The sequence below is a fragment of the Streptosporangium sp. NPDC006930 genome, from assembly GCF_040635605.1.
GTDB lineage: Bacteria > Actinomycetota > Actinomycetes > Streptosporangiales > Streptosporangiaceae > Streptosporangium.
Map to the genome: position 1 here is coordinate 5,683 of NZ_JBEYID010000033.1, position 22,622 is coordinate 28,304.

Sequence of the window (22,622 nt, forward strand, 5' to 3'; positions counted from 1 at the left end):
CTACTGTCCCCCGCCCTCGAGGGCCGCCCGCACCAGCTCGTCGAGTCCCATCGCGTCGAGCGCGTCGTCGGCGTCCTCGTCGGCATCGTCGTCGACGGAGCTCTCCTGGTCACCGGCCAGGTGCAGCAGCGCGTCCAGCACGCCGATCTCCCGCAGCCTCGCCATGGACAGTGAGGCGAACAGCGCCCGGACCCGCGTCTCTTCCTCGCCGCCACCGTTCACGCCGTTCACGCCCGAGGCCGCGCCCGTCTCCGGCAGGAGCTGGGCGATCACGTGTTCGGCGAGGGCCTGCGGGGTCGGATAGTCGAAGATCAGCGTGGAGGGCAGCTTCAGCCCCGTCGAGGCCGTGAGCCGGTTTCGCAGCTCGATCGCGCTGAGGGAGTCGAATCCGAGGTCTCTGAACGCCTGGTCGGCGCCGATCACCTCGCGACCCGAGTGCCCGAGGACCATCGCGATCTGATCGCGCAGCACGTCGAGCAGCACGCCGAGCCGTTCGGGTCCCGCGAGGACGGCCAGCCTGTCCCGCAGGGCGGACGCCGACCGTGAGGTCTCCTGCGCCGAGCCTTCCGACTCGACCAGCTCACGGTAGCCCGGCAGCTCACGCAGCAGCCGGCTGGGCCGTCCCGCCGTGTAGGAGCGGACGAACCGCTCGTGCTCGATGTCCGCGACCACGGCGATCGGCTCGCCTCCGGCGACGAGGCCGCTCAGCGCGGCGACCGCGAGTTCGGGGTCCATCGGGCGTACGCCCATGCGCCGGGACGCCTCCTGCGCCGCGGCCACCTCCGCCATGCCTCCGCCTGCCCAGGCCCCCCACGCCACCGCCGTGGCCGCGGCCCCGCGCTCGCGGCGCCGCTCCGCCAGGCCGTCCAGCACCGCGTTGGCGGCGGCGTAGTTGCCCTGGCCGGGGGTGCCGAGCGTCCCCGCCGCGGAGGAGAACAGCACGAACACCGGCAGATCCATGTCCCGCGTCAGCTCGTCCAGCACGACCGCCGGTGCCACCTTGGCTCGGAACACCGTCTCGAACCGTTCCCTGGTCAGGCCGTCCACCACACCGTCGTCGACCACGCCGGCGGCGTGCACCACACCGGTCAGCGGGAACTCGGCCGGGATGTCGGCCAGCACGGCGGCGAGCGCGTCCGGGTCGGCCGCGTCGCAGGCCGCGACGGTCACCCGGGCGCCCAGCTCCGACACCTCCTCGCACAGCTCGGCGGCCCCGGGGGCCGCCATTCCCCGCCGGCTGACCAGCACCAGGTGCTCCGCGCCGTGCCGGGCCAGCCAGCGGGCCAGGTGTCCACCGAGCGCGCCGGTGCCACCGGTGATCAGTACGGTTCCCGACGGTGTCCACTCGCCGGGCTCGCCGCTCTGGCCCGCCGGGTCCTGCACCAGCCGCCGGGCGTACGTGCCCGTGGCCCGGACGGCGACCTGGTCCTCACCGTCCAGACCTGCCAGCACGCTCGCGAGCCGCCGCGCCGCTTCCCGGCCGAACCCCTCCGGCAGGTCGATCAGGCCGCCCCATCGCTGCGGATGCTCCAGCGCGGCGACCCTGCCCAGACCCCAGATCGCGGCCTGCGCCGGATCGCGCAGGACGTCGCCGGGCTCGGCCGCGACAGCCCCCCGGGTGAGGCACCACAGCGGCGCTTCGACACCGGCGTCGCCCAGCGCCTGGATCAGCAGCGTCGTGAGGGCCAGGCCGTCGGGAAGCACTGTGTTCCCGGCGTGCCCGAGGTTCCCGAGGCTCCCGGCGTTTCCGGCGGCCGCGGACTCCCGCAACGCCAGGAACGAGACCACTCCGGCGAGCGGCCGGCCGTCGGCGTGCGAGCCCAGCCACTCCGCCAGCGCGGCCCGATCCGAAGGCACGGCGGCGAGGTCGGCCACCTCCACACGGACCACGTCGGCACCGAGCGCGTCGATCACCGAGCCCGTCCAGGCGTCGGTACGCAGTTCCTCGGGCAGCACCACCAGCCAGGGTCCGGCCGGACCGGTCCGCGAAGTCCGGCCGGGTGCGGCCGCGCCGTCACCGGTGAGAGGCTTCCAGACGATCCGGTACCGCCAGGCGTCCATCGTGTACTTCCGGCGCCGCTCCCGGCGCCACGACGACAGCGCCGGCAGCACCTTGGTCAGCGCGTCGCCGTCCACGTCGAGCCGCGACGCCAGCGCCTTGGCGTCCTCCTCCTCGACGGCCGCCCAGAACTCGGCGTCCACCGGGTCCACCGTCGGGTCCACCGTGCCGTCCCGGTCCGCCGCGCGGGCCTGGCCCGGGTGACCGGCGTCGGGCCAGAACCGCTCGTGCTGGAACGCGTACGTCGGCAGGTCCACCTGCCGGGCGCCGGTACCGGCGAGGACCGAGGTCCAGTCAGGGCTCATCCCGTGCACGTGCAGCCGGGCGAGGGCGGTGACGACGGTTCGGTGCTCGTCGCGGTCCCTGCGCAGCAGGGAGACCAGCTCGGCCTCGGCCTCCGCGGGGACGGTCTCCCGTGCCATCGCGGTGAGGGTTCCGTCCGGGCCGATCTCGACGTAGCGGGTCACCCCCGCCTCGTGCGCCGCCCGGATCCCGTCGGCGAACCGTACGGCGTTCCTCACGTGCGTCACCCAGTAGTCCGGGGAGCACAGCTCGGCCGTGACGGCGCCGCCGGTGACGTTCGAGATCACCGGGATTCGCGGCTCGGAGTAGGAGACGCCTTCCGCGACCGCGCGGAAGTCCGCCAGCATCGGCTCCATCAGCGGCGAGTGGAACGCGTGCGAGACCCGCAGCCGCCTCGTCCTGCGCCCGCTGTCGGCCAGCGCGCCCGCCACGTCGAGCACCGCCCGTTCCGCCCCGGCTATCACCACGGATTCCGGGCCGTTGACCGCTGCGACGGAGACCTGTCCCTCGTATCCGGACAGTGCCCGCAGCACCTCCTCCTCGCCTGCCTGGACGGCGACCATCGCACCGCCGGCCGGAAGCGCTCCCATGAGCGCGCCCCTCGCCGCCACCAGCGCGCAGGCGTCCCCGAGTGACAGCACGCCCGCGACGTGCGCCGCGGCCAGTTCGCCGACCGAGTGTCCGATCAGCACGTCAGGGGTGAGCCCCCACGACTCCAGCAGGCGGAACAGGGCCACCTCGACCGCGAACAGCGCCGGCTGTGCCCACCCGGTCCCGTCGAGCAGCTCGGCCTCGGGTGTTCCCGCCGGAGCGAAGAGGATCTCCCTCAGCGGGCGGTCCAGCCTGGCGTCCAGCTGCGCCAGCACGGCGTCGAGCGCGTCGGCGAAGACCGGGAACCTGTCGTAGAGCTCGCGGCCCATCTCCGGCCGCTGGCTGCCCTGGCCGGTGAACAGGAACGCCGTCTTGCCAGGGCGCCCGATCCCGCCGTCGAGCACGTGCGGGGCCGGGGTTCCGTCCGCCGCCGCCCTCAGACCGTCCACCAGCTCCGTACGACCGCCGGCCAGGACGACGAGCCGCCGCCTGAAGCTCGACCGGGTGGTGGCGAGGGAGTACGCGAGGTCGGCCAGGCCGAGGTCCGGGTGTTCGGCGAGGTGGTCGAGCAGGCGCTGCGCCTGTGCCCGCACCGCGGCCGGGGTCTTCGCCGACAACGGGACCGGCAGGAGGCCGGGAACCGTCTCGGCCCGGTCCGCGAGATGCCCGACGGACGTCCCGTTGAGTCCCACAGCGGACCCCGGTGCCCCGCCGAGGGCGGCGGATGGCGCCCTGTGGAACCCCGATGGCTCGACCGCCTCGGACACCCCGGTGAGGTCGGCGGGAGGCGCCTCCTCGATGATCACATGGGAGTTCGTGCCGGTGGCTCCGAAGGACGAGATCCCTGCCCGGCGCGGGCGTCCGGAGTCCGGCCACGGCCTCGCCTCGGTGAGCAGTTCCACCGCGCCCGCCGACCAGTCCACGTGCGACGACGGCGCCTGCACGTGCAGCGTCCTCGGCGCGATCCCGTGCCTGATGGCCATCACCATCTTGATCAGTCCGGCGACTCCCGCCGCGGCCTGCGTGTGGCCGATGTTGGATTTGATCGACCCGAGCAGCATCGGCCGCTCGCGGTTCTGACCGTAGGTCTCCAGCAGGGCCTGCGCCTCGATCGGGTCACCCAGCGTCGTCCCCGTGCCGTGCGCCTCCACCACGTCCACCTCGGACGGGGTCAGCCGGGCACCGGCGAGGGCACGGTGGATCACCCTGCGCTGCGAAGGACCGCTCGGCGCGGTGAACCCGTTGGAGGCGCCGTCCTGGTTGACGGCGGAACCGCGCAGGACCGCGAGCACGCGATGGCCGTTGCGCCTGGCGTCCGACAACCGTTCGACGACGAGCATGCCGACGCCCTCCGCCCAGCCCGTGCCGTCGGCGGCGTCGGAGAACGCCTTGCACCGGCCGTCCGGGGAGAGCGCCCCCATCTCGCCGAACTCGACGAAACCCACCGGGGTGGACATCACGGTGACCCCGCCGGCGAGAGCGAGCGAGCACTCCCCCGACCGCAGCGCCTGCGCGGCGAGGTGCAACGCCACCAGCGACGAGGAGCACGCGGTGTCCGCGGTCACCGAGGGACCCACCAGGCCGAAGGTGTAGGAGAGCCGGCCGGAGATCACGCTGGCCGCCTGTGCCGTCTGCGCGTGGCCGTGGTGATCGCGGGGTGGCCGGTAGTCTCCGCCGGTGGCGCCGACGTAGACGCCCACGTCGCCGCCCCGCAGGCCGGCGGGGTCGATGCCCGCCCGTTCGAACGCCTCCCAGGCGGCTTCGAGCACCAGCCGCTGCTGCGGGTCCATCACCATCGCCTCACGGGGCGAGATGCCGAAGAAGCCCGGGTCGAAGTCGGCGACGTCGTACAGGAAGCCGCCTCCGGCCGCCGTGCTGCGACCGCGTCCTTCGGCGTCCCCGCCGGACAGCGTGGCCAGGTCCCAGCCCCGGTCGGCGGGGAACGCGCCGACCGCGTCCGCCTCCTCGGTGACCAGCCGCCACAGGTCCTCCGGCGAGCGGACACCGCCCGGGTACCGGCAGCTCATACCGACGATGACGATCGGGTCGTCCGTGAGCGCGGCCGGTACGGGCGCAGGACTCCCCTCGCCGAGACCGCCCTCGTCGGGGCTCTCCTCGCCGAGTACCAGGCCAGCCAGGTGTCCCGCGAGGTCCACCGGGGTCGGGTGGTCGAAGACGAGTGTGGCCGGCAGGGTCAGTCCGGTCGCGGCGTTGAGCTGGTTGCGCAGGTCGACCGCGGTGAGGGAGTCGAACCCGAAGTCACGGAAGGCCCGGTCGGCCTCGATCGCGGCGCTGTCCGCGTGCCCGAGGACCGAGGCCGCCCTGGCCACGACCAGTTCGAGGACGAGGCCCGTACGCTCGGCCGCGGGCAGCTTGAGAAGACGGTCCCGGAGTTCGGCCGCCACGGTGGGCTCGCCGTCGCGGGCACCGCCCGCCGCCTCGATCGCCTTCCGGGCCTGGGGCAGCTCGTCCAGCAGCGGGGTCGGCCGCAGCGCGAGGAAGGCCGGGGCGAACCGGTCCCACTCCACGTCGGCGACGGTCACCGCGCTCTCGCCGTTCGCGACGGCCCGGCCCAGCGCCCCGAGCGCGAGGGCGGGCGCGAGGGCGGGCAGCCCGTTCGCCCGTAGGTGCAGGTCCATTCCCCTGTCCGCGGTCACGCCGCTGTCGGCCCAGGCCGACCAGGACACGGCGGTCCCCACCGCGCCCCGGGCGCGGCGCGCCTCGATCAGCGCGTCCCGCACCGCCTCCGCGGCGGCGGCGGCCCCCCGGCCGGCGACACCCCAGACTCCGGAGAGCGAGCAGAACAGCACGAACGCGTCCAGCTCCCGGCCTTCCAGCAGGGAGTCCAGGTGGAGCGCCCCGGCGACGTGGGCCGCGGCGGTCTCGGCCAGGTCCGTGGGCTCGGCCCCTTCGAGGGGGGCGGCCCCTGCCGGTTCCTCGGCGTAGACGACCGCGTCCGGCGGGAACTCCGCCAGCAGGGCGGCCACGGCCTCCCGGTCCGCGAGGTCGCAGTGCCTGATCGTCACCCGGAGATCGGCGTCGGCGGGTTCCGCCCGACCGGCGCTCTCCCGTGGTTCCTCAAGCTCCACCGGGGCGGCGGTCTTCCCCGCCTCCACCCGGTCGGCGGCCTCCAGCCGTTCCAGGGATTCCACCCGACCCGCGAGCTCGCCGGCCTCCCCGGTCTCCCCGGGCTCAGCCGGGACCGGACGCCCGGCCAGTACGACCCGGTCGGCGCCCGCGTCGGCCAGCCAGCGGGCGACGCGTTCGCCGGAGACTCCCGTGTCCCCCGCGACCAGCACCGTGCCGCGAGGTCGCCAGGAGCGGTCGGCGTCCCCGGCGGGAGCCGGGACGAGCCTGCGGCCGAACACTCCCGAGGCGCGCACGGCGACCTCGCTCTCGCCGTCAGGACCGCCGGCCAGCACACCGGCGAACCTGGCGACGGCCCGCCGGTCGAGCTGTCCCGGCAGGTCGATCATGCCGCCCCAGCGCCGAGGGTGCTCCAGCGCCGCCACCCGGCCGAGGCCCCAGACCGCGGCCTGCCCCGGGCTCGGCGGGGCGTCGGACCGGCCCACCGACACCGCGCCCCGGGTGACGCACCACAGCGGCGCGTCGAGACCGGCAACGCCCAGCGCCCGCACCAACGCGGCCGTGAACGCCAGCCCGGGCAGACCACCCTCAGGTAGACCGTCCCCGGGTAGACCGGCACCGCCCGTCCCGGCGAGCGCGAGCAGGGAGATCACCCCCACCGGCGCCGGACCGTCGGGATCATCGAGTAGCTCGGCGAGCCTCGCGGCCAGCCGCACGGGGTCGGCGTTCGTGACGTCGAGACGCGTCAGTGCGCCGGGGTCGCCCAGGGCCGCGCCCACGGCGTCGAGAACCTCCGCCCAGCTCCCCTCCTCGGACAGGCCCGCCGGTACGGCCACCAGCCACCTCCCAGAAGGGACGGCGGACGGCACGGCGTCCAGGGGCTTCCACGCCACCCGGTAGCTCCAGGAGTCCACGAGGGTGCGCTCGCGACGCGCGCGGCGCCAGGACGACAGCGCGGGAAGCACCGTCGACAGCGACTCCGCCTCCAGATCCAGCGTGGCCGCCACGGACGTCAGGTCCGCACGCTCGATCGCGGCCCAGAACTCGGCGTCCACCGGGTCCGCCACCGGACCTCCATCCCGCACGGCGGCGGCCTCCGGCCAGTACCTCCGGCGCTGGAAGGGGTAGGTGGGCAGGTCGACGCGGCGCGCGCCGCATCCGGTGAAGAGGGACCGCCAGTCCACCGGCAGCCCGTGAACGTGCAGCCTGGCCAGCGCGTCCACGACCGACGCCTCCTCGCCGCGGTCCTTGCGCAGCAGCGGCACGACCAGGGTGCCGGTCTCGGTGTCGTCGGCCGCCAGGCAGTGCTGGGTCATCGCGGACAGCACGCCGTCCGGGCCGAGTTCGACGAACGTGCTCACGCCGGAGCCACGCAGGGTGCGCACGCAGTCGGCGAAGCGGACCGCCTGCCGGGCGTGGTCGACCCAGTAGCCGGGTGAGCAGAGCCGTTCGACGGCGACCGGCTCGCCCGTCAGACCGGAGACGAGCGGGATGGCCGGCGGTGAGAAGCCGATCCCTCGTACGGCCCGGCGGAACTCCTCCAGCATGGGGTCCATCAACGGCGAGTGGAACGCGTGAGCGACAGCCAGCCGGGTGGTCTTGCGGCCCTCGGCCGCGAAGTGGGCGGCGAGCTCGGTGACCGGCCCCTCCACCCCGGCGATCACCACTGCGGACGGCCCGTTGACCGCGGCGATCGACACCTCGTGCTCGCGTCCGGCGAGCATCGCCACGACCTCGTCCTCACCCGCCTGCACGGAGACCATCGCGCCCCCGGCCGGCAGCGCCTGCATCAGGCGCCCCCTCGCGGCGACCAGGGTGCACGCGTCCGCCAGCGTCAGCACGCCGGCGACGTGCGCCGCGGCGATCTCGCCGATCGAGTGCCCGGCCACCAGGTCCGGGCGCAGTCCCCACGACTCCGCCAGGCGGAACAGGGCCACCTCGACCGCGAACAGCGCGGGCTGCGTCCACTGGGTCCGGTCGAGCAGCTCGGCCTCGGCGGAGCCCGCCTCGGCGAACAGGATCGTCCGCAGCGGATGGTCGAGCTCGACGTCGAACTGCGCGAGCACCACGTCCAGTGCCTGCGCGAACACGGGGAACCTGGCGTACAGCTCCCGGCCCATGCCGGGACGCTGGGAGCCCTGCCCCGCGAACAGCATCGCCGACCTGCCCGCCACCGCGGTGGCCTCGCCACGCGCGATCTCCGACGCACCGTCCGGGGTGGCCAGCAGCACCGCACGGTGCCGGAACATCGACCGGCTCGCCAGCGAGTAGCCGACGTCCACCGGATCGAGGCCGGAGTCGGCGGCCGGCAGCCGATCGAGCTGGGCTCGCAGCGCCTCCCTGGTCCGGCCGGAGACGACCCACGGCACGACCGCGGGAACCCTCGGCCCGCCGAGCGGCTCGGGCAGCCGCCCGTCGGGAGACAGCTCGCCGAGGGACCTCTCGCCGGAAGTCCGTCCGTCGAGAGACGGCTCGCCGGGAGAGCGCTCATCGGAGAACCGCTCGTCCGGGGGCGCCTGCTCCAGGATGACGTGGGCGTTGGTGCCGCTGATCCCGAAGGCGGAGACACCGGCCCGCAGCGGCCGATCCTTCCGCATCCACGGCCTGGCCTCGGTGAGCAGCTCCACGGCCCCGGACGACCAGTCCACGTGCGACGCAGGCACCTCGACGTGCAACGTCCTGGGCAGCAGGCCGTGCCGCATCGCGAGCACCATCTTGATCACACCGGCGACGCCCGCCGCCGCCTGCGTGTGGCCGAGGTTGGACTTGATCGACCCCAGCAACAGCGGGTGGTCCCGCTCCTGGCCGTACGTCGCCAGCAGGGCCTGTGCCTCGATCGGGTCGCCCAGCGCCGTACCGGTACCGTGCGCCTCGGCCGCGTCGACCTCGGCCGGGGACAACCCGGCCACGGCGAGGGCCTGCCGGATCACCCGCTGCTGTGAGGGGCCGTTCGGGGCGGTCAGCCCGTTGGAGGCGCCGTCCTGGTTCACCGCGGAGCCGCGTACGACGGCGAGGACCGGATGCCCCTCGCGCCGCGCGTCAGACAGGCGTTCCAGCACGAGCACGCCGACACCTTCCGACCAGCCGGTGCCGTCGGCCGAGTCGGAGAACGCCTTGCACCGCCCGTCCGGGGCGAGGCCGCCCTGCACGCTGAACTCGACGAACGAGTCCGGGCTCGACATCACCGAGACGCCGCCCACCAGCGCCAGCGAGCACTCCCCGCCGCGCAGGGCCTGCGCGGCCCAGTGGAGGGCGACCAGGGAGGACGAGCACGCGGTGTCGACGGTGACGGCGGGTCCCTCCAGCCCCAGCGTGTAGGAGAGCCGTCCCGACATGACGCTCGCCGTGGTGCCGGTGGCCACGTGCCCCTGCACGTCCGCGTCGGAGCCCTTGAGCAGACCGACGTAGTCCTGGCCGTTGGTGCCCACGAAGACCCCGCCGTCGCGGCCCCGCAGGTCGAGGGGGTCGATGCCCGCCCGCTCCAGCGCCTCCCAGGACGCCTCCAGGACCAGGCGCTGCTGCGGGTCCATCGCGAGCGCCTCACGCGGCGAGATGCCGAAGAACTCGGCGTCGAACTCGGTCGCGTCCCGCAGGAAGCCGCCGACGTTCGTGGACGACAGCCCTCCCGCGAGCGTCTCCAGGTCCCATCCCCGGTCGTCGGGGAACGGGGAGAGACCTTCTCTCCCGTCCACCAGCAGCCGCCACAGCTCCTCGGGGGAGCTCACCCCGCCGGGGAACCGGCAGCTCATGCCGACGATCACGATGGGATCGCCGTCGTCGGCGCGGACGGCCACGGCCGGCGTGCGGGCGGCCGTACCCTCCTGCGACATCGAGCCGAGCAGCTCGGCCAGCAGGAAGTCCGCCAGCGCGCTCGGGGCGGGATAGTCGAACACCAGCGTCGCCGGCAGGGTGAGCCCCGTCGTCGCCGCCAGCACGTTGCGCAGCTCGACGGTGGTGAGCGAGTCGAAGCCCAGCTCCCTGAAGGGGCGGTCCGGTGCGATGCCGTCGGCGTCGGCGTGGCCGAGCACGGCGGCCACGCAGCCGCGCAGCAGGTCCAGGACGGCCCGGCCCCGCTCGGCGGCGGGCAGCCCGGCCAGCCGCCGCCGGAACGCCGGCTCGGTCGTGGCGGCCCCGTCCCCTCCGGCGCCGATCGCCCCCGCGTCCGCCACCGCCGCGGCCGCGGCGACCTCGGGCAGGTCGCTCACCAGCGGGTTGTGCCGGATCGCGGCGAAGGCGCCGACGAATCGGGACCAGTCGACGTCGGCGACGGTCAGCGTCGTGTCGTCCTGCTCGATCGCCTGCCGCAGCGCGTGGATCGCCAGGTCAGGAGACATCATCTCCAGTCCGGCCCTGCGCATCCGGTTCTCCACGCCGGCGGCGTCCGCCGCCATGCCGGCCCCGGCCCACGGTCCCCAGGCGATCGAGGTCGCCGCGAGGCCCCGCGCGCGCCGATGCTCGGCCAGCGCGTCGAGCACGGCGTTCGCGGCCGCGTAGTTCGCCTGCCCCGGCGAGCCGAAGGTGGCGGAGGTGGAGGAGAACAGCACGAACGCCGGCAGGTCCAGGTTCTCGGTCAGCTCGTGCAGGTTGAGCGCGGCGGCCGTCTTCGACCTCAGCACCGACGAGAGGCGTTCGGGCGTCAGTCCGTCGAGCACCCCGTCGTCGACCACGCCCGCCGCGTGGAAGACCGCGCTCAGCGGCCGGTCCCCCGGAATGCCGGCCAGCACGGCGGCCAGGGCGTCGCGGTCGGCGACGTCGCAGGCCACGAGGTCGACCTCGGCGCCGAGGCCGGTCAGCTCGTCCCGCAGTTCGGCCGCGCCCGGGGCGTCCGGCCCGCGTCGGCCGACCAGCAGGACGTGCGCGGCACCCGCGCGGACCGCCCAGCGGGCGACGCGTGCCCCGAGCGCACCGGTGCCTCCGGTGATGAGTACGGTGCCCGGGCCGATCGGGGCCGTGCCCGGCGGGGTGAGCTCCCGCGCGACGGGATTCTCGCCGATCGGGGCGTGCACCAGGCGGCGGCCGTAGACCCCGGGGGTGCGTACGGCGAGCTGGTCCTCGCCCTCAAGGCCGGAGCCCCGGATGCCGGACAGCACGCCGACCAGGCGGGAGATCGTGCCCGGGTCGAGGCTCTCCGGCAGGTCGACCAGCCCGCCCCACAGATGCGGCTGCTCCAGCGCCACGGACCTGCCGAGCCCCCACACGGCGGCCTGCAGCGGCCGGGACACCCGTTCCGAGCGCCCCACCGACACCGCGCCTCGGGTCACACACCACAGGGGGACCTCGGCCCTGGCGTCGCCGAGGGCCTGCGCCAGCGTGACCGTGAGCGCCAGACCGGTGGGAACCCCGGGATGACCGGCGAGGTCGCGCTCGTCCAGGGCGAGCAGGGACACGATCCCGACGGGCCGGGGCCCCGCGGAGCACAGCTCCCGTACCCGTAAGGCCAGCGCCGCCCTGTCGGGTTCCCCGACCTCGATCCGGTCGGCCTCCGCGCCCAGCGCGCCCGCCAGCGAGGTCACCCACTCCTCGTCCGCGTACCCTTCGGGGATCACCACGAGCAACCGGGCTCCCGCGTTCGGGGAGGGCGAGGCGGGTGGCGACCAGGGCAGCGGCTTCCAGACGGACCGGTACCGCCAGCCGTCCACGGCCGAGTGCTCCCATCGGTGGCGGCGCCACGAGGACAGCGCGGGCAGCAGCGTCTCCAGCGTGCCGCCGTCGACGCCGAGCCCTTCCGCCAGCGTCGCCACGTCACCGCGTTCCACCGCGTCCCAGAAGTCGGTGTCCGCCGCACCGGAGGACGCCGGTACGGCCGCCGCCCTCGCCTCCGGCCAGAACCGGCGGCGCTGGAAGGTGTAGGTCGGCAGGTCGACCGTCTCGGCGCCGGTGCCGGCGAAGAACTCCCGCCAGTCCACGGTGACGCCCAGGGTGTGCAGGCGGGCCATCGCGGTCGTGAGGGGCTGCTCCTCGCCCCGGTCCCGGCGCACCGTGGGAATCGTCCGGACGTCCGCGCGGTCCGCGAGGCAGTCGGCGGCGATCGCGGTGAGCACCGCGTCGGGGCCGAGTTCGAGGAAGGTGACGACGCCCTGCTCCGCGAGCCGGCGCACGCCGTCGCCGAAGCGGACCGGCCTGCGGACGTGCTCCACCCAGTAGTCGGGCGAGCAGAGCTGCTCCGCGGTCGCCGGCTCGCCGGTCACGTTCGACATGACCGGGATCTGCGGGGGCGCGTACGACAGGCCGCGAGCGACCCGGCCGAAGTCGTCGAGCATCGCCTCCATCCGAGGAGAGTGGAAGGCGTGGGAGACCTGGAGCCGCCTGGTCCTGCGCCCTCCAGCGGCGAGCCGCGCCGCGATCTGCTGGACGGCGTCCTCCTCGCCGGCGATGACGAGCGAGGTCGGGCCGTTGACCGCCGCGATCGACACCTCGTCCTCGCGGCCGGCCAGCAGCGGGAGCACCTCCTCCTCACGGGCCTCAAGGGCGATCATCGCCCCGCCCGTGGGCAGCGCCTGCATCAGGCGTGCGCGGGCCGCCACCAGGGTGCACGCGTCCGGCAGCGAGAGCACGCCGGCGACGTGCGCCGCGGCGATCTCCCCGACCGAGTGGCCGGTGAGGTGGTCGGGCCGCACCCCCCACGATTCGAGCAGCCGGAACAGGGCCACCTCGAAGGCGAACAGCGCCGGCTGGGTGTAGCCGGTCTCGTTCAGCAGGGCGGCCTGTGCCGTACCGGCCGGGGCGAACAGCACCTCGCGCAGCGGGCGGTCCAGGTCCGCGTCCAGGTGGGAGAGCACCTCGTCGAGCGCGTCCGCGAACGCGGGGAAGCGACCGTACAGCTCGCGGCCCATCTCCGCGCGCTGCCCGCCCTGGCCGGTGAACATGAAGGCGAGGGAGCCGTGGACCGCGCTGCCGCGCAGGACGGTCCCCGCGACGACGGCGCCGTCCGGCGGCTCTTCCGCCAGCGCCCGCAACCCGTCGACGATCTCCTCGCGTTCCCGTCCGACGAGCGCCGCGCGCCGGTCGAGGTGGGAGCGCGAGGTCGCCAGGGAGAGGGCGACGTCCGCGGGGTGGAGGTCCGGCGACTCCTGGAGCAGCGACAGCAGCCGTCCCGCCTGGTGGCGCAGGGTCTGGTCGTTCTTGCCCGACACCAGAACGGGGACGACGACGGGCGCGGCCTTCCCGGCCCGCGCGGCGACGGACGGCGCCTCCTCCAGCACCGCGTGGGCGTTGGTGCCGCTGAGTCCGAACGACGACACCGCGGCCCGGCGCGGATGCCCCGCCCGCACCCACTCCCTCGGCTCGGTGAGCAGCTCGATCGCGCCGCTTGACCAGTCCACGTGCGACGACGGGGTGTCCACGTGCAGCGTCCTGGGCAGCAGGCCGTGCCGCATCGCCATGACCATCTTGATCACGCCTGCGACACCGGAGGCCATCTGGGTGTGCCCGATGTTGGACTTGACCGACCCCAGCAGGAGCGGGCGGTCCCGGTCCTGGCCGTAGGTCGCGAGCAGCGCCTGCGCCTCGATCGGGTCGCCCAGCGCCGTACCGGTCCCGTGGCCCTCCACCGCGTCGACGTCCGCCGCCGCGATCCCCGCGTTGGCCAGCGCCTGCCTGATCACCCGCTGCTGCGAGGGACCGTTCGGCGCGGTCAGCCCGTTGGACGCACCGTCCTGGTTGATCGCCGACCCTCGGATGACCGCGAGGATCGGGTGCCCGTTGCGCTCGGCGTCGGACAGCCGCTCCACCAGCAGCAGGCCGACCCCCTCGGCCAGGCTCATCCCGTCCGCCGAGTCGGAGTACGCCTTGCACCGGCCGTCGGGGGCCATCGCCCGCTGCCTGCTGAACCCGATGAAGGCGTCGGGGGTGGACATCACGGTCACTCCACCGGCGAGCGCGAGCGAGCTCTCGCCGTCGCGCAGCGACTGGCAGGCCATGTGCAGCGCCACCAGCGACGACGAGCACGCGGTGTCCAGTGTGACGGCCGGCCCCTCAAGGCCGAACAGGTACGACACCCGGCCGGACAGCACGCTGGAGATGGTGCCGGTGATCAGATGGCCCTCCAGGCCCTCTCTTCCGCCGGCCATCGCCAGAGCGTAGTCCTGGTAGCTGGCCCCGACGAAGGTGCCGGTCAGGCTGCCGCGCAGCGACGAGGGGGCGATCCCGGCCCGTTCGACGGCCTCCCAGGCCGTCTCCAGCAGCAGCCGCTGCTGCGGGTCCATCGCGAGCGCCTCGCGCGGCGAGATCCCGAAGAAGTCCGCGTCGAACTCCGCCGCGTCGTGCAGGAAGCCGCCCCAGGTGGAGTACGTCTTCCCCGGCCGGCCCGGATCGGGGTCGTAGAGCCCTTCGGCGTCCCAGCCGCGGTCGCCGGGGAACCCGGAGATCGCGTCGACCCCGTCGAGGACGACCTGCCACAGCCGCTCGGGGGAGCGAACCCCGCCCGGGTAGCGGCAGGCCATTCCGATGATCGCGATCGGCTCGTCCGAGGCGGCCCGCGCGGGACCGGCCACGGCGACGGGAGTGGCCCGCACCCCGGCGATCTCGGCGCGCAGGTACCCCGCGAGCGCCTCCAGGTTCGGGTGGTCGAACACCAGCGTGCTGGGCAGCGCGAGGCCCGTCGCACCGGCGAGCCGGTTGCGCAGGTCGACCGCGGTCACCGAGTCGAAGCCCATGTCACGGAACGCCTGCCGCTCGGCGACGGCGTCGGCCGAGGAGTGGCCCAGCACGGTCGCCGCCTGGGCGCGCACCAGCTCCAGCAGCAGACGGTCCCGCTCGGACGCGGGCAGCCCGCGCAGCCGGGTGACGAACTCCCCGTCGCTCGCGGCGATCGCCGGCCGCTCCGCGGCCTCCTCCAGTCGCCGTACGGCGGGCACCTCGCCGAACAGCCGGCTCGGCCGTGCGGAGGTGTAGACGGGGAAGTACCGCTCCCAGTCGACGTCGGCGATCGCGAGCACGGTCTCCTCGCCGTCCAGCGCCTGCCTGAACCCTTCGAGCGCCAGGTCCGGCTCCATGAACACGAGCCCGCTGCGCAGGATCTGCTCGGGATCGACCCGTCCGAGATCGCGGTCGTCCGACCAGATACCCCAGGAGATCGACGTGGCCGGCAGCCCTCTGGCACGCCGGTTCTCCGCCAGCGCGCCGAGGTAGGCGTTGCCCGCCACGTACGCCGCGTGCCGCCCGCTGCCCCACATCCCCGCCGTCGAGGAGAACAGGACGAAGGCCTCGACCTCGTCGGCGTCCAGCAACTCGTCCAGGTGCCTGGCGCCGAGGACCTTGGCCCGCACCACCTCGGCGAACGCCTCGACGGTGGTGTCGTTCAGCGTGTGCAGCTCGATGGAGGCGGCGGCGTGCACCACCGTACGGACGACGTGGCCCTCCGCCCGCAGCCGCGCGAGCAGGCCGGCGACGGAGTCGCGATCGGACACGTCGCACGCCGCCATCGTCGCGGTCGTGCCGAGTGCGGCCAGCTCCGCCAGCAGTTCGGCCGCGCCGGGGGCGTCCATGCCGCGGCGGCTGGTCAGCACCACGTGCTCGGCCCCCTCGGCCGCGAGCCTGCGGGCCAGGTGAGGGGCGAGCGTTCCCGTGCCGCCGGTCACCAGGGTGGTCCCGCGTGGCGTCCACCCACGCGCCGGTTTCCGGTCGGCCGCCGGCGCCGGCACCACCCGTCTGGCGAACACGCCCGAGGTCCTGATCGCGAGCTGGTCCTCGCCGCCGCCGCCCGCGAGGATGCTCGCCAGACGCCGCGCCGCGCGCTGGTCGAGCGTCCCCGGCAGGTCGACCATCCCGCCCCAGCGTCGCGGGTGCTCCAGCGCGGCCGTCCAGCCCACGCCGTGGACCTGCGCCTGGACGGGGTTGGTCACCTGGTCCGACCGGCCGGTGGAGAGCGCGCCCGTGGTGAGGCACCACAGGGGCGCGTCGATCTCCGCGTCGCCCAGGGCCTGTACGAGCGCGACGGTGAGTGCCAGACCGACGGCCAGCTCCGGGTGGCGGCCGGCGGGCTGCTCGGCGAGGGCGAGCAGGGACACGACGCCGGAGATGTGTTCTCCCTCGCCGGGCGAGACGTCCGGCCCGGCGCCCGGTCCCCCGGCATCGCCAGGCGCACCGGCATCGCCCGGCGCCCCGGACGGCGGACCGGTCAGCACGCGTGCCAGCAGGGCGCGGTCGGTACACGACTCGTCGAGCGCGACCCTGCGGACCCGCGCGCCGTGCGCGGTGAGCGCTTCGGCGACGTCGTCGCCCTCCAGGCCCTCCGGGGTGACGAGCAGCCACGTGCCCGACAGGGAGGCGGAGGCGGGGCCGGTCACCGGCCGCCAGGCGACGCGGTAGCGCCAGGAGTCCACGGTGGACCGGGCCCGCTGCCGGCGACGCCAGGACGACAGCGCGGGTACCACCTCGGCGAGTGCCCCCGCGCCCACGTCCAGTCCGGAAGCGAGCGAGTCGAGGTCCTCCCGCTCCACCGCCGCCCAGAACCGCTCGTCCGCCGGGTCCGCCGCGCCGGCCGTCGGCGCCTCGGCGCGCTGTATCCAGAACCGTTCCCGCTGGAAGGCGTACGTCGGTAGTTCCACCCGGCGGGCGCCCGTGCCTTCGAAGACCGTTCGCCAGTCGACCGGCACACCGCGTACGAACACCTCCGCCAGGGAGGTGAGAAAGCGTTCCGTGCCGCCCTGGTCGCGGCGCAGGGTCCCGGTGACCACTGGGAGCACTGTGACCACCGCCGAGGTCCCGCCTGGCTCCTCGGCCGCCTCCTCGGCCGTCTCCTGGATCGCGCCCGTCAGCACCGGGTGCGGGCTGACCTCGATGAACGCCCGGTGCCCCTCGGCCAGCAGGCACCGCACCGCGGGTTCGAACCGGACGGCTCGGCGCAGGTTGCGGTACCAGTAGCCGGCGTCCAGCTCCGTACCGTCCAGCCACTCCCCGGTCACCGTGGACAGGAAGGGCACCTCGGCCCGCTCCGGCCGGATCTCCGACAGGGCTCGCGGCAGCTCCTCCTGGAGGCGTTCGACGTGGGCCGAGTGCGAGGCGTAGTCGACCGCGACCCGCCTGGAGCGCACCCCCTCCTCGGTCAACCGCTCCGACAGCTCGTCGAGCGCGCCGGGATCGCCGCACACCACGACCGAACGCGGCCCGTTGACCGCCGCGACCGAGATCCGCTCGTCCCAGGGGCGCAGCCTCTCCTCGACGTCGGGCAGCGGAAGCGAGACCGACATCATCCCTCCGGCGCCGGCCAGCCGCCGCGCGATGGCCTGGCTGCGCACCGCCACCACCCTCGCGGCGTCGTCCAGGGAGAGCGCGCCCGCCACGCAGGCGGCGGCGATCTCCCCCTGGGAGTGCCCGATCACCGCGTCGGGCTCCACCCCGTGAGCGCGCCACATCGCCGCGAGCGAGACCATCACCGCGAACGACACCGGCTGCACGACGTCCACCCGGTCCAGCGACGGCGCGCCCTCCGCCTGGCGCAGCACGTCGATCAGCGACCAGTCGACGTACCGGCTCAGGGCGAGGGCGCACTCGGCGACACGTTCGGCGAACACCGGGGACTGCTCAAGCAACCGGGCGCCCATACCGGCCCACTGCGCGCCCTGGCCGGGGAACACGAAGACCGTCTTGCCCTCGGCGTCCGCCATGCCCTGGATCACACCCGGCGCGGGCTCGCCCGCGGCCACCGCGCTCATCGCGGCGGAGAGCGACTCGCGGTCACCGCCCACCACGACCGCGCGGTGCTCGAACGCCGACCTCGACGTCACCAGGGAGAAGCCCACGGCGGCCGGATCGAGATCACCCACGGTGCCGTGGTCGGCGATGTGCGAGGCGAGCCGTCGCGCCTGCGCGCGCAGCGCCTCCTTCGTCCTGCCCGACACCACCCACGGCACCGCGCCGAGAGCGAGAACGGGGTCGGAAGCCGCGGCTGCGGAATCCTCGCGGCCGTCGGGACCGGCGAGCGCGACCTCGCCGACCGGCTCCTCCGCGTCCGGCGCCTGTTCGAGGATCGCGTGGGCGTTCGTGCCGCTGATCCCGAAGGAGGACACGGCGGCCCGGCGCGGCCTTCCGGTCTCCGGCCACGGGGTGGCCTCGGTCAGCGGCTCGACCGCGCCCGCCGTCCAGTCCACGTGGGACGACGGCGTGCCCACGTGCAACGTTTTGGGCAGCGTCCCGTGCCGCATCGCCATGACCATCTTGATCACGCTGGCCACGCCCGCCGCGGACTGGGTGTGGCCGATGTTCGACTTGACCGACCCGAGCAGGAGCGGGCGCTCCCTGTCCTGCCCGTATGTGGCGAGGAGTGCCTGGGCCTCGATGGGGTCGCCCAGGCCGGTCCCCGTGCCGTGCGCGTCGATCGCGTCGACCTCGGCCGCCGACAGCCGCGCGCCCGCGAGCGCCTTGCGGATCACCCGCTGCTGTGAGGGGCCGTTCGGCGCGGTCAGACCGTTGGAGGCGCCGTCCTGGTTCACCGCGGAACCGCGCACCACCGCGAGGATCGGGTGGCCGTTGCGCCGCGCGTCGGACAGCCGCTCCACCAGGAGCAGGCCGACCCCTTCGGCCAGGCTCATCCCGTCGGCCGCGTCGGAGAACGCCTTGCACCGGCCGTCGGCGGCGAGTGCCCGCTGGCGGCTGAACGCCACGAAGGCCGCCGGGGTGGTCATCACCGTCACGCCGCCCGCCAGGGCGAGCGAACTCTCGCCCTCGCGCAGCGACTGGCAGGCCAGATGCAGCGCCACCAGCGACGACGAGCACGCCGTGTCGACCGTGACCGCGGGACCTTCCAGGCCCAGTACGTACGACACCCGGCCCGACAGCACGCTCGGGATGGTGCCGGTGACCTGGTGTCCCTCGGCGTCGGCGGAGTCCGAGCCGTACTCCTGGTAGCTGGAGCCGATGAACGTGCCGGTGGAGTGGCCGCGCAGCGTGAGGGGATCGATGCCGGCCCGCTCGATGGCCTCCCACGCGGTCTCCAGCAGCAGCCGCTGCTGCGGGTCCATGGTCAGCGCCTCACGCGGTGAGATACCGAAGAACCCGGGGTCGAAGTCGCCGGCGTCGTGCAGGAACCCCCCTTCGACCGAGTAGGTCGTGCCGGAGTGATCGGGGTCGGGGTCGTAGAGCCCTTCCGCGTCCCAGCCCCGGCCCGCGGGGAATCCGGAGATCGCGTCGCCCCCCTCGGTCACCAGTTCCCACAGCTGTTCCGGAGAGCCGACGCCGCCGGGGAAGCGGCAGGCCATCCCGATGATCGCGATCGGCTCGTCGGCGCGGACGGCGATGGAGCCTCCGGCTGTGTCTTCGCCGTCTTCGCCGTCTTCGCCGTCCTCACCGGCCGTACCCTCCGCGCCCGCGACCCGCGCCCGCAGGAACTCCACCAGCGCGGCCGGGTTCGGGTGATCGAACACCAGCGTGCTCGGCAACGCCAGACCGGTCACCGCGACGAGCCTCTTTCTCAGCTCCACCGCGGTGAGCGAGTCGAAGCCCAGCTCTCGGAAGGCGCGCCGCTCGGAGACCGTCTCGGCCGAGGCGTGTCCCAGCACGGCCGCCACCTCGGCGCGTACCAGGTTCAGCAGCTCGCGCCGGCGCTCCTTGTCGGTCAGGCCACGTAGCCGCGCGACGAATTCCGGGTCGCCGGAGGCTCCTGGCCCGTCCTCGCTCTCGCGCTGCGCCCTCACCTCCGCGAGCTCGCCGAACAGGTTGCTGGGCCGGGTCGAGGTGAAGATCGGATAGAACCGGTCCCAGTCGACGTCGGCGACCGTCACCACCGCGTCCCTGCCGCCGACCGCCCGGTTCATCTCGCCGATCGCGATATCGGGGGGCAGCAGGGCCAGGCCGCGCCTGAGCAGGTAACCGGCCATGCCTCCCTCCGCGGCCATGTCCCCGGCCGCAGCGGCGTCCCCCTGCCCGGCCGTGTCGCCCGCCGCAGCCGTGTTTCCCTCCGCGGCAGCGCCCCTCGCACTGTCCCCCGTGAGGTCCCCCGCGACGGCCATGCCCGCTTCCGCCCACGCGCCCCAGGCCACCGACGTCGCGGCGAGACCTCGCGCGTGCCGGTGCTCGGCCAGCGCGTCGAGATAGGCGTTGGCCGCCGCGTAGGCGCCCTGCCCAGCGCTGCCCCACACCCCGGCGATCGAGGAGAACAGCACGAAGAAGTCGAGCTCGCGATCCCCCAGCAGGCCGTCCAGGTTGGCGGCACCGGCCACCTTTGCCGTCGTCACCTCGGCGAGGGTGGCGGCGTCCGCCCGCTCAAGGGGTGCGACGGCCTGCCCCACCCCGGCCGCGTGGACGACCCCGGTGAGCGGGTGCTCGGCCGGGATCGTGGCCAGCACGGCGGCGAGCGCGTCGCGGTCGGCCACGTCACAGGCGACGACGCTCACCTCGGCACCCAGCGCGAGCAGCTCGTCGCGCAGCTCCGGCGCCCCGGGGGCGTTCATGCCGCGCCGGCCGGTCAGCACGAGACGCGTGACGCCGCCGCGTACCAGCCACCGCGCGGTGGCCGCGCCGAGGGCACCGGTCCCACCGGTGATCAGCACCGTGCCGCCGGAGCCCAACCCGACGGTGCCTGAACCCGATATCCCACCACCGGAACCCGACGCCGTACCACCGGAATCCCGCACGACAGCATCGGAATTCGACACCGCACCGCCGGAACCACGCACGGCACCGCCGGTCGGGCCGGCCTGGCCGGACGCGGCGGGGTGACGCCGCAACCGCCGCCCGAACACGCCCGACGCCCGCACCGCCACCTGGTCCTCGCCGTCCAGGCCCGCCAGCACGCTCGCCAGCCCCTGGGCGCAGCGTCCTTCGACGACCTCGGGCAGGTCGACCAGACCACCCCAGCGCTCCGGATGCTCCAGGGCCGCGACCCGGCCCATGCCCCACACCTGCGCCTGCACAGGACGGGTCACCCGATCGCCGGGAGCCGCGGACACGGCGCCACGGGTGACACACCACAGCGGCGCATCGATCTCCGCGTCGCCGAGCGCCCTCAGGAGCGCGACCGTGAGTGCGAGACCGCTCGGCACCGCCCCACCGTCCTCGACGGGCGCCTCCGCGGGCGCGAGCATCGACACCACACCGGAGATCTCGTCCAGCTCCCCGAGCCGGGCCGCGAGCGACGCGGGGTCGGCTGGATCGGCATCCGTCCCCTCCAGCACGAGCCGCTGCACCCGCGCCCCGTGTCCCTCCAGCGCGGCGACCACGTCGCCGTCCGAGATCCCGTCGGCGGTCACGACCAGCCAGGTGCCCTCCAGTACGGCGAGAGGGGGCGTACGGCGGGGCTTCCACTCCACCCGATAGCGCCAGGAGTCGAGCGTCGCCACCTCGCTCCGGCTCCGCCGCCACGACGACAGGGCCGGGAGCAGGGTGTCCAGCGAGGAGGCGTGCTCGTCGCGCAGGCCGAGGATCGCGGCCACGTCCCCGGCGTCACCGCGCCCGACCGCGTCCCAGAGCCGCGCGTCGGCCGGATCGGCGACCGCGTCGTTCGCGACGGGCGGCGGCTCCGGCCAGAACGACTCGTGCTGGAACGCGTACGTCGGCAGGTCCACCCGGCGGGCCCCGCGCAGCAGGGCCGGCCAGTCGACGCGCACGCCGTTCACATGCAGCTCGGTCAACGCGGTCATGAGCGCGGCGCCCTCGCCGCGGTCGCCGCGCAGCACGGGCAGTAGCAGCGCCTCCGCCTCCTCGGGGAGGGCGTCCTGGGCCATCGCGGTCAGCACGCCGTCCGGCCCGATCTCCAGGAACGCGGTCACGCCCGTCCCGTGCAGTTCCCGCACGCCGTCCCGGAACCGGACGGTCTCCCGCACGTGCCGCACCCAGTAGTCGGGGGAGCACACCTCGTCCGTGACGAACCCGCCGGTCACGTTGGAGATCATCGGGATCCGAGGGGGCGCGTACGACACCGTCTCGGCGACCGCCCTGAACTCCGCGAGCATCGGCTCCATCAACGGGGAGTGGAACGCGTGCGACACCCGCAGCCGCTTGGTCCTGCGCTCCTGGGCGGCCAACCCGGCGGCGACCTCCAGCACCGCGGCCTCGACCCCGGAGATCACCACCGACGCCGGGCCGTTCACCGCCGCGACGGACACCTCGTCCTCGCGCCCGGCCAGCGCCTGACGGATCTCCTCCTCACTCGCCTGGATCGCCACCATCGCGCCACCGGCGGGGAGCGCCTGCATCAACCGGCCCCGCGCGGCGACCAGCGCGCAGGCGTCCTCCAGCGTCAGCACCCCGGCGACGTGCGCCGCGGCGAGTTCCCCGATCGAGTGCCCCGCCAGCGCGGCCGGACGCACGCCCCACGACTCGACCAGCCGGTACAGCGCGACCTCAAGGGCGAAAAGCGCCGGTTGCGTGTACGCCGTGCGGTCGAGCAGTTCGGCGTCGAAGAAGAGCGCCTCCCGCAGCGGGCGGTCCAGGTGAGGACTCATCCGGGGAGCCAGCGCCGCGAGCACGCCTTCGAGCGCCTCCGCGAACACCGGGAACCGCTCGTAGGTCTCCAGGCCCATGCCCACTCGCTGGGCGCCCTGGCCGGTGAACAGGAACGCCGGCCTCGGCTCGTCCTTGGCCTGGCCTCGTACGACTCCCGGCGCGGTCAGGCCTCCGGCCAGCGCACGCAACCCGGCCAGCGCTC

At 74.5% G+C, this 22,622-nt stretch carries 1 protein-coding gene (running past one end of the window); it reads right to left on the reverse strand.

The window, feature by feature from the left end; all coding sequences use genetic code 11:
* A protein-coding gene (locus tag ABZ664_RS36715) for a type I polyketide synthase (protein ID WP_362521168.1) crosses the window boundary here: on the reverse strand, nt 1–22,622 show its 3' portion. It continues 7,012 nt past the right edge of the window; only the last 22,622 of its 29,634 coding nucleotides appear in the window; its start codon lies off the right edge, out of view — the gene reads right to left on this strand; it ends in the stop codon at nt 1–3.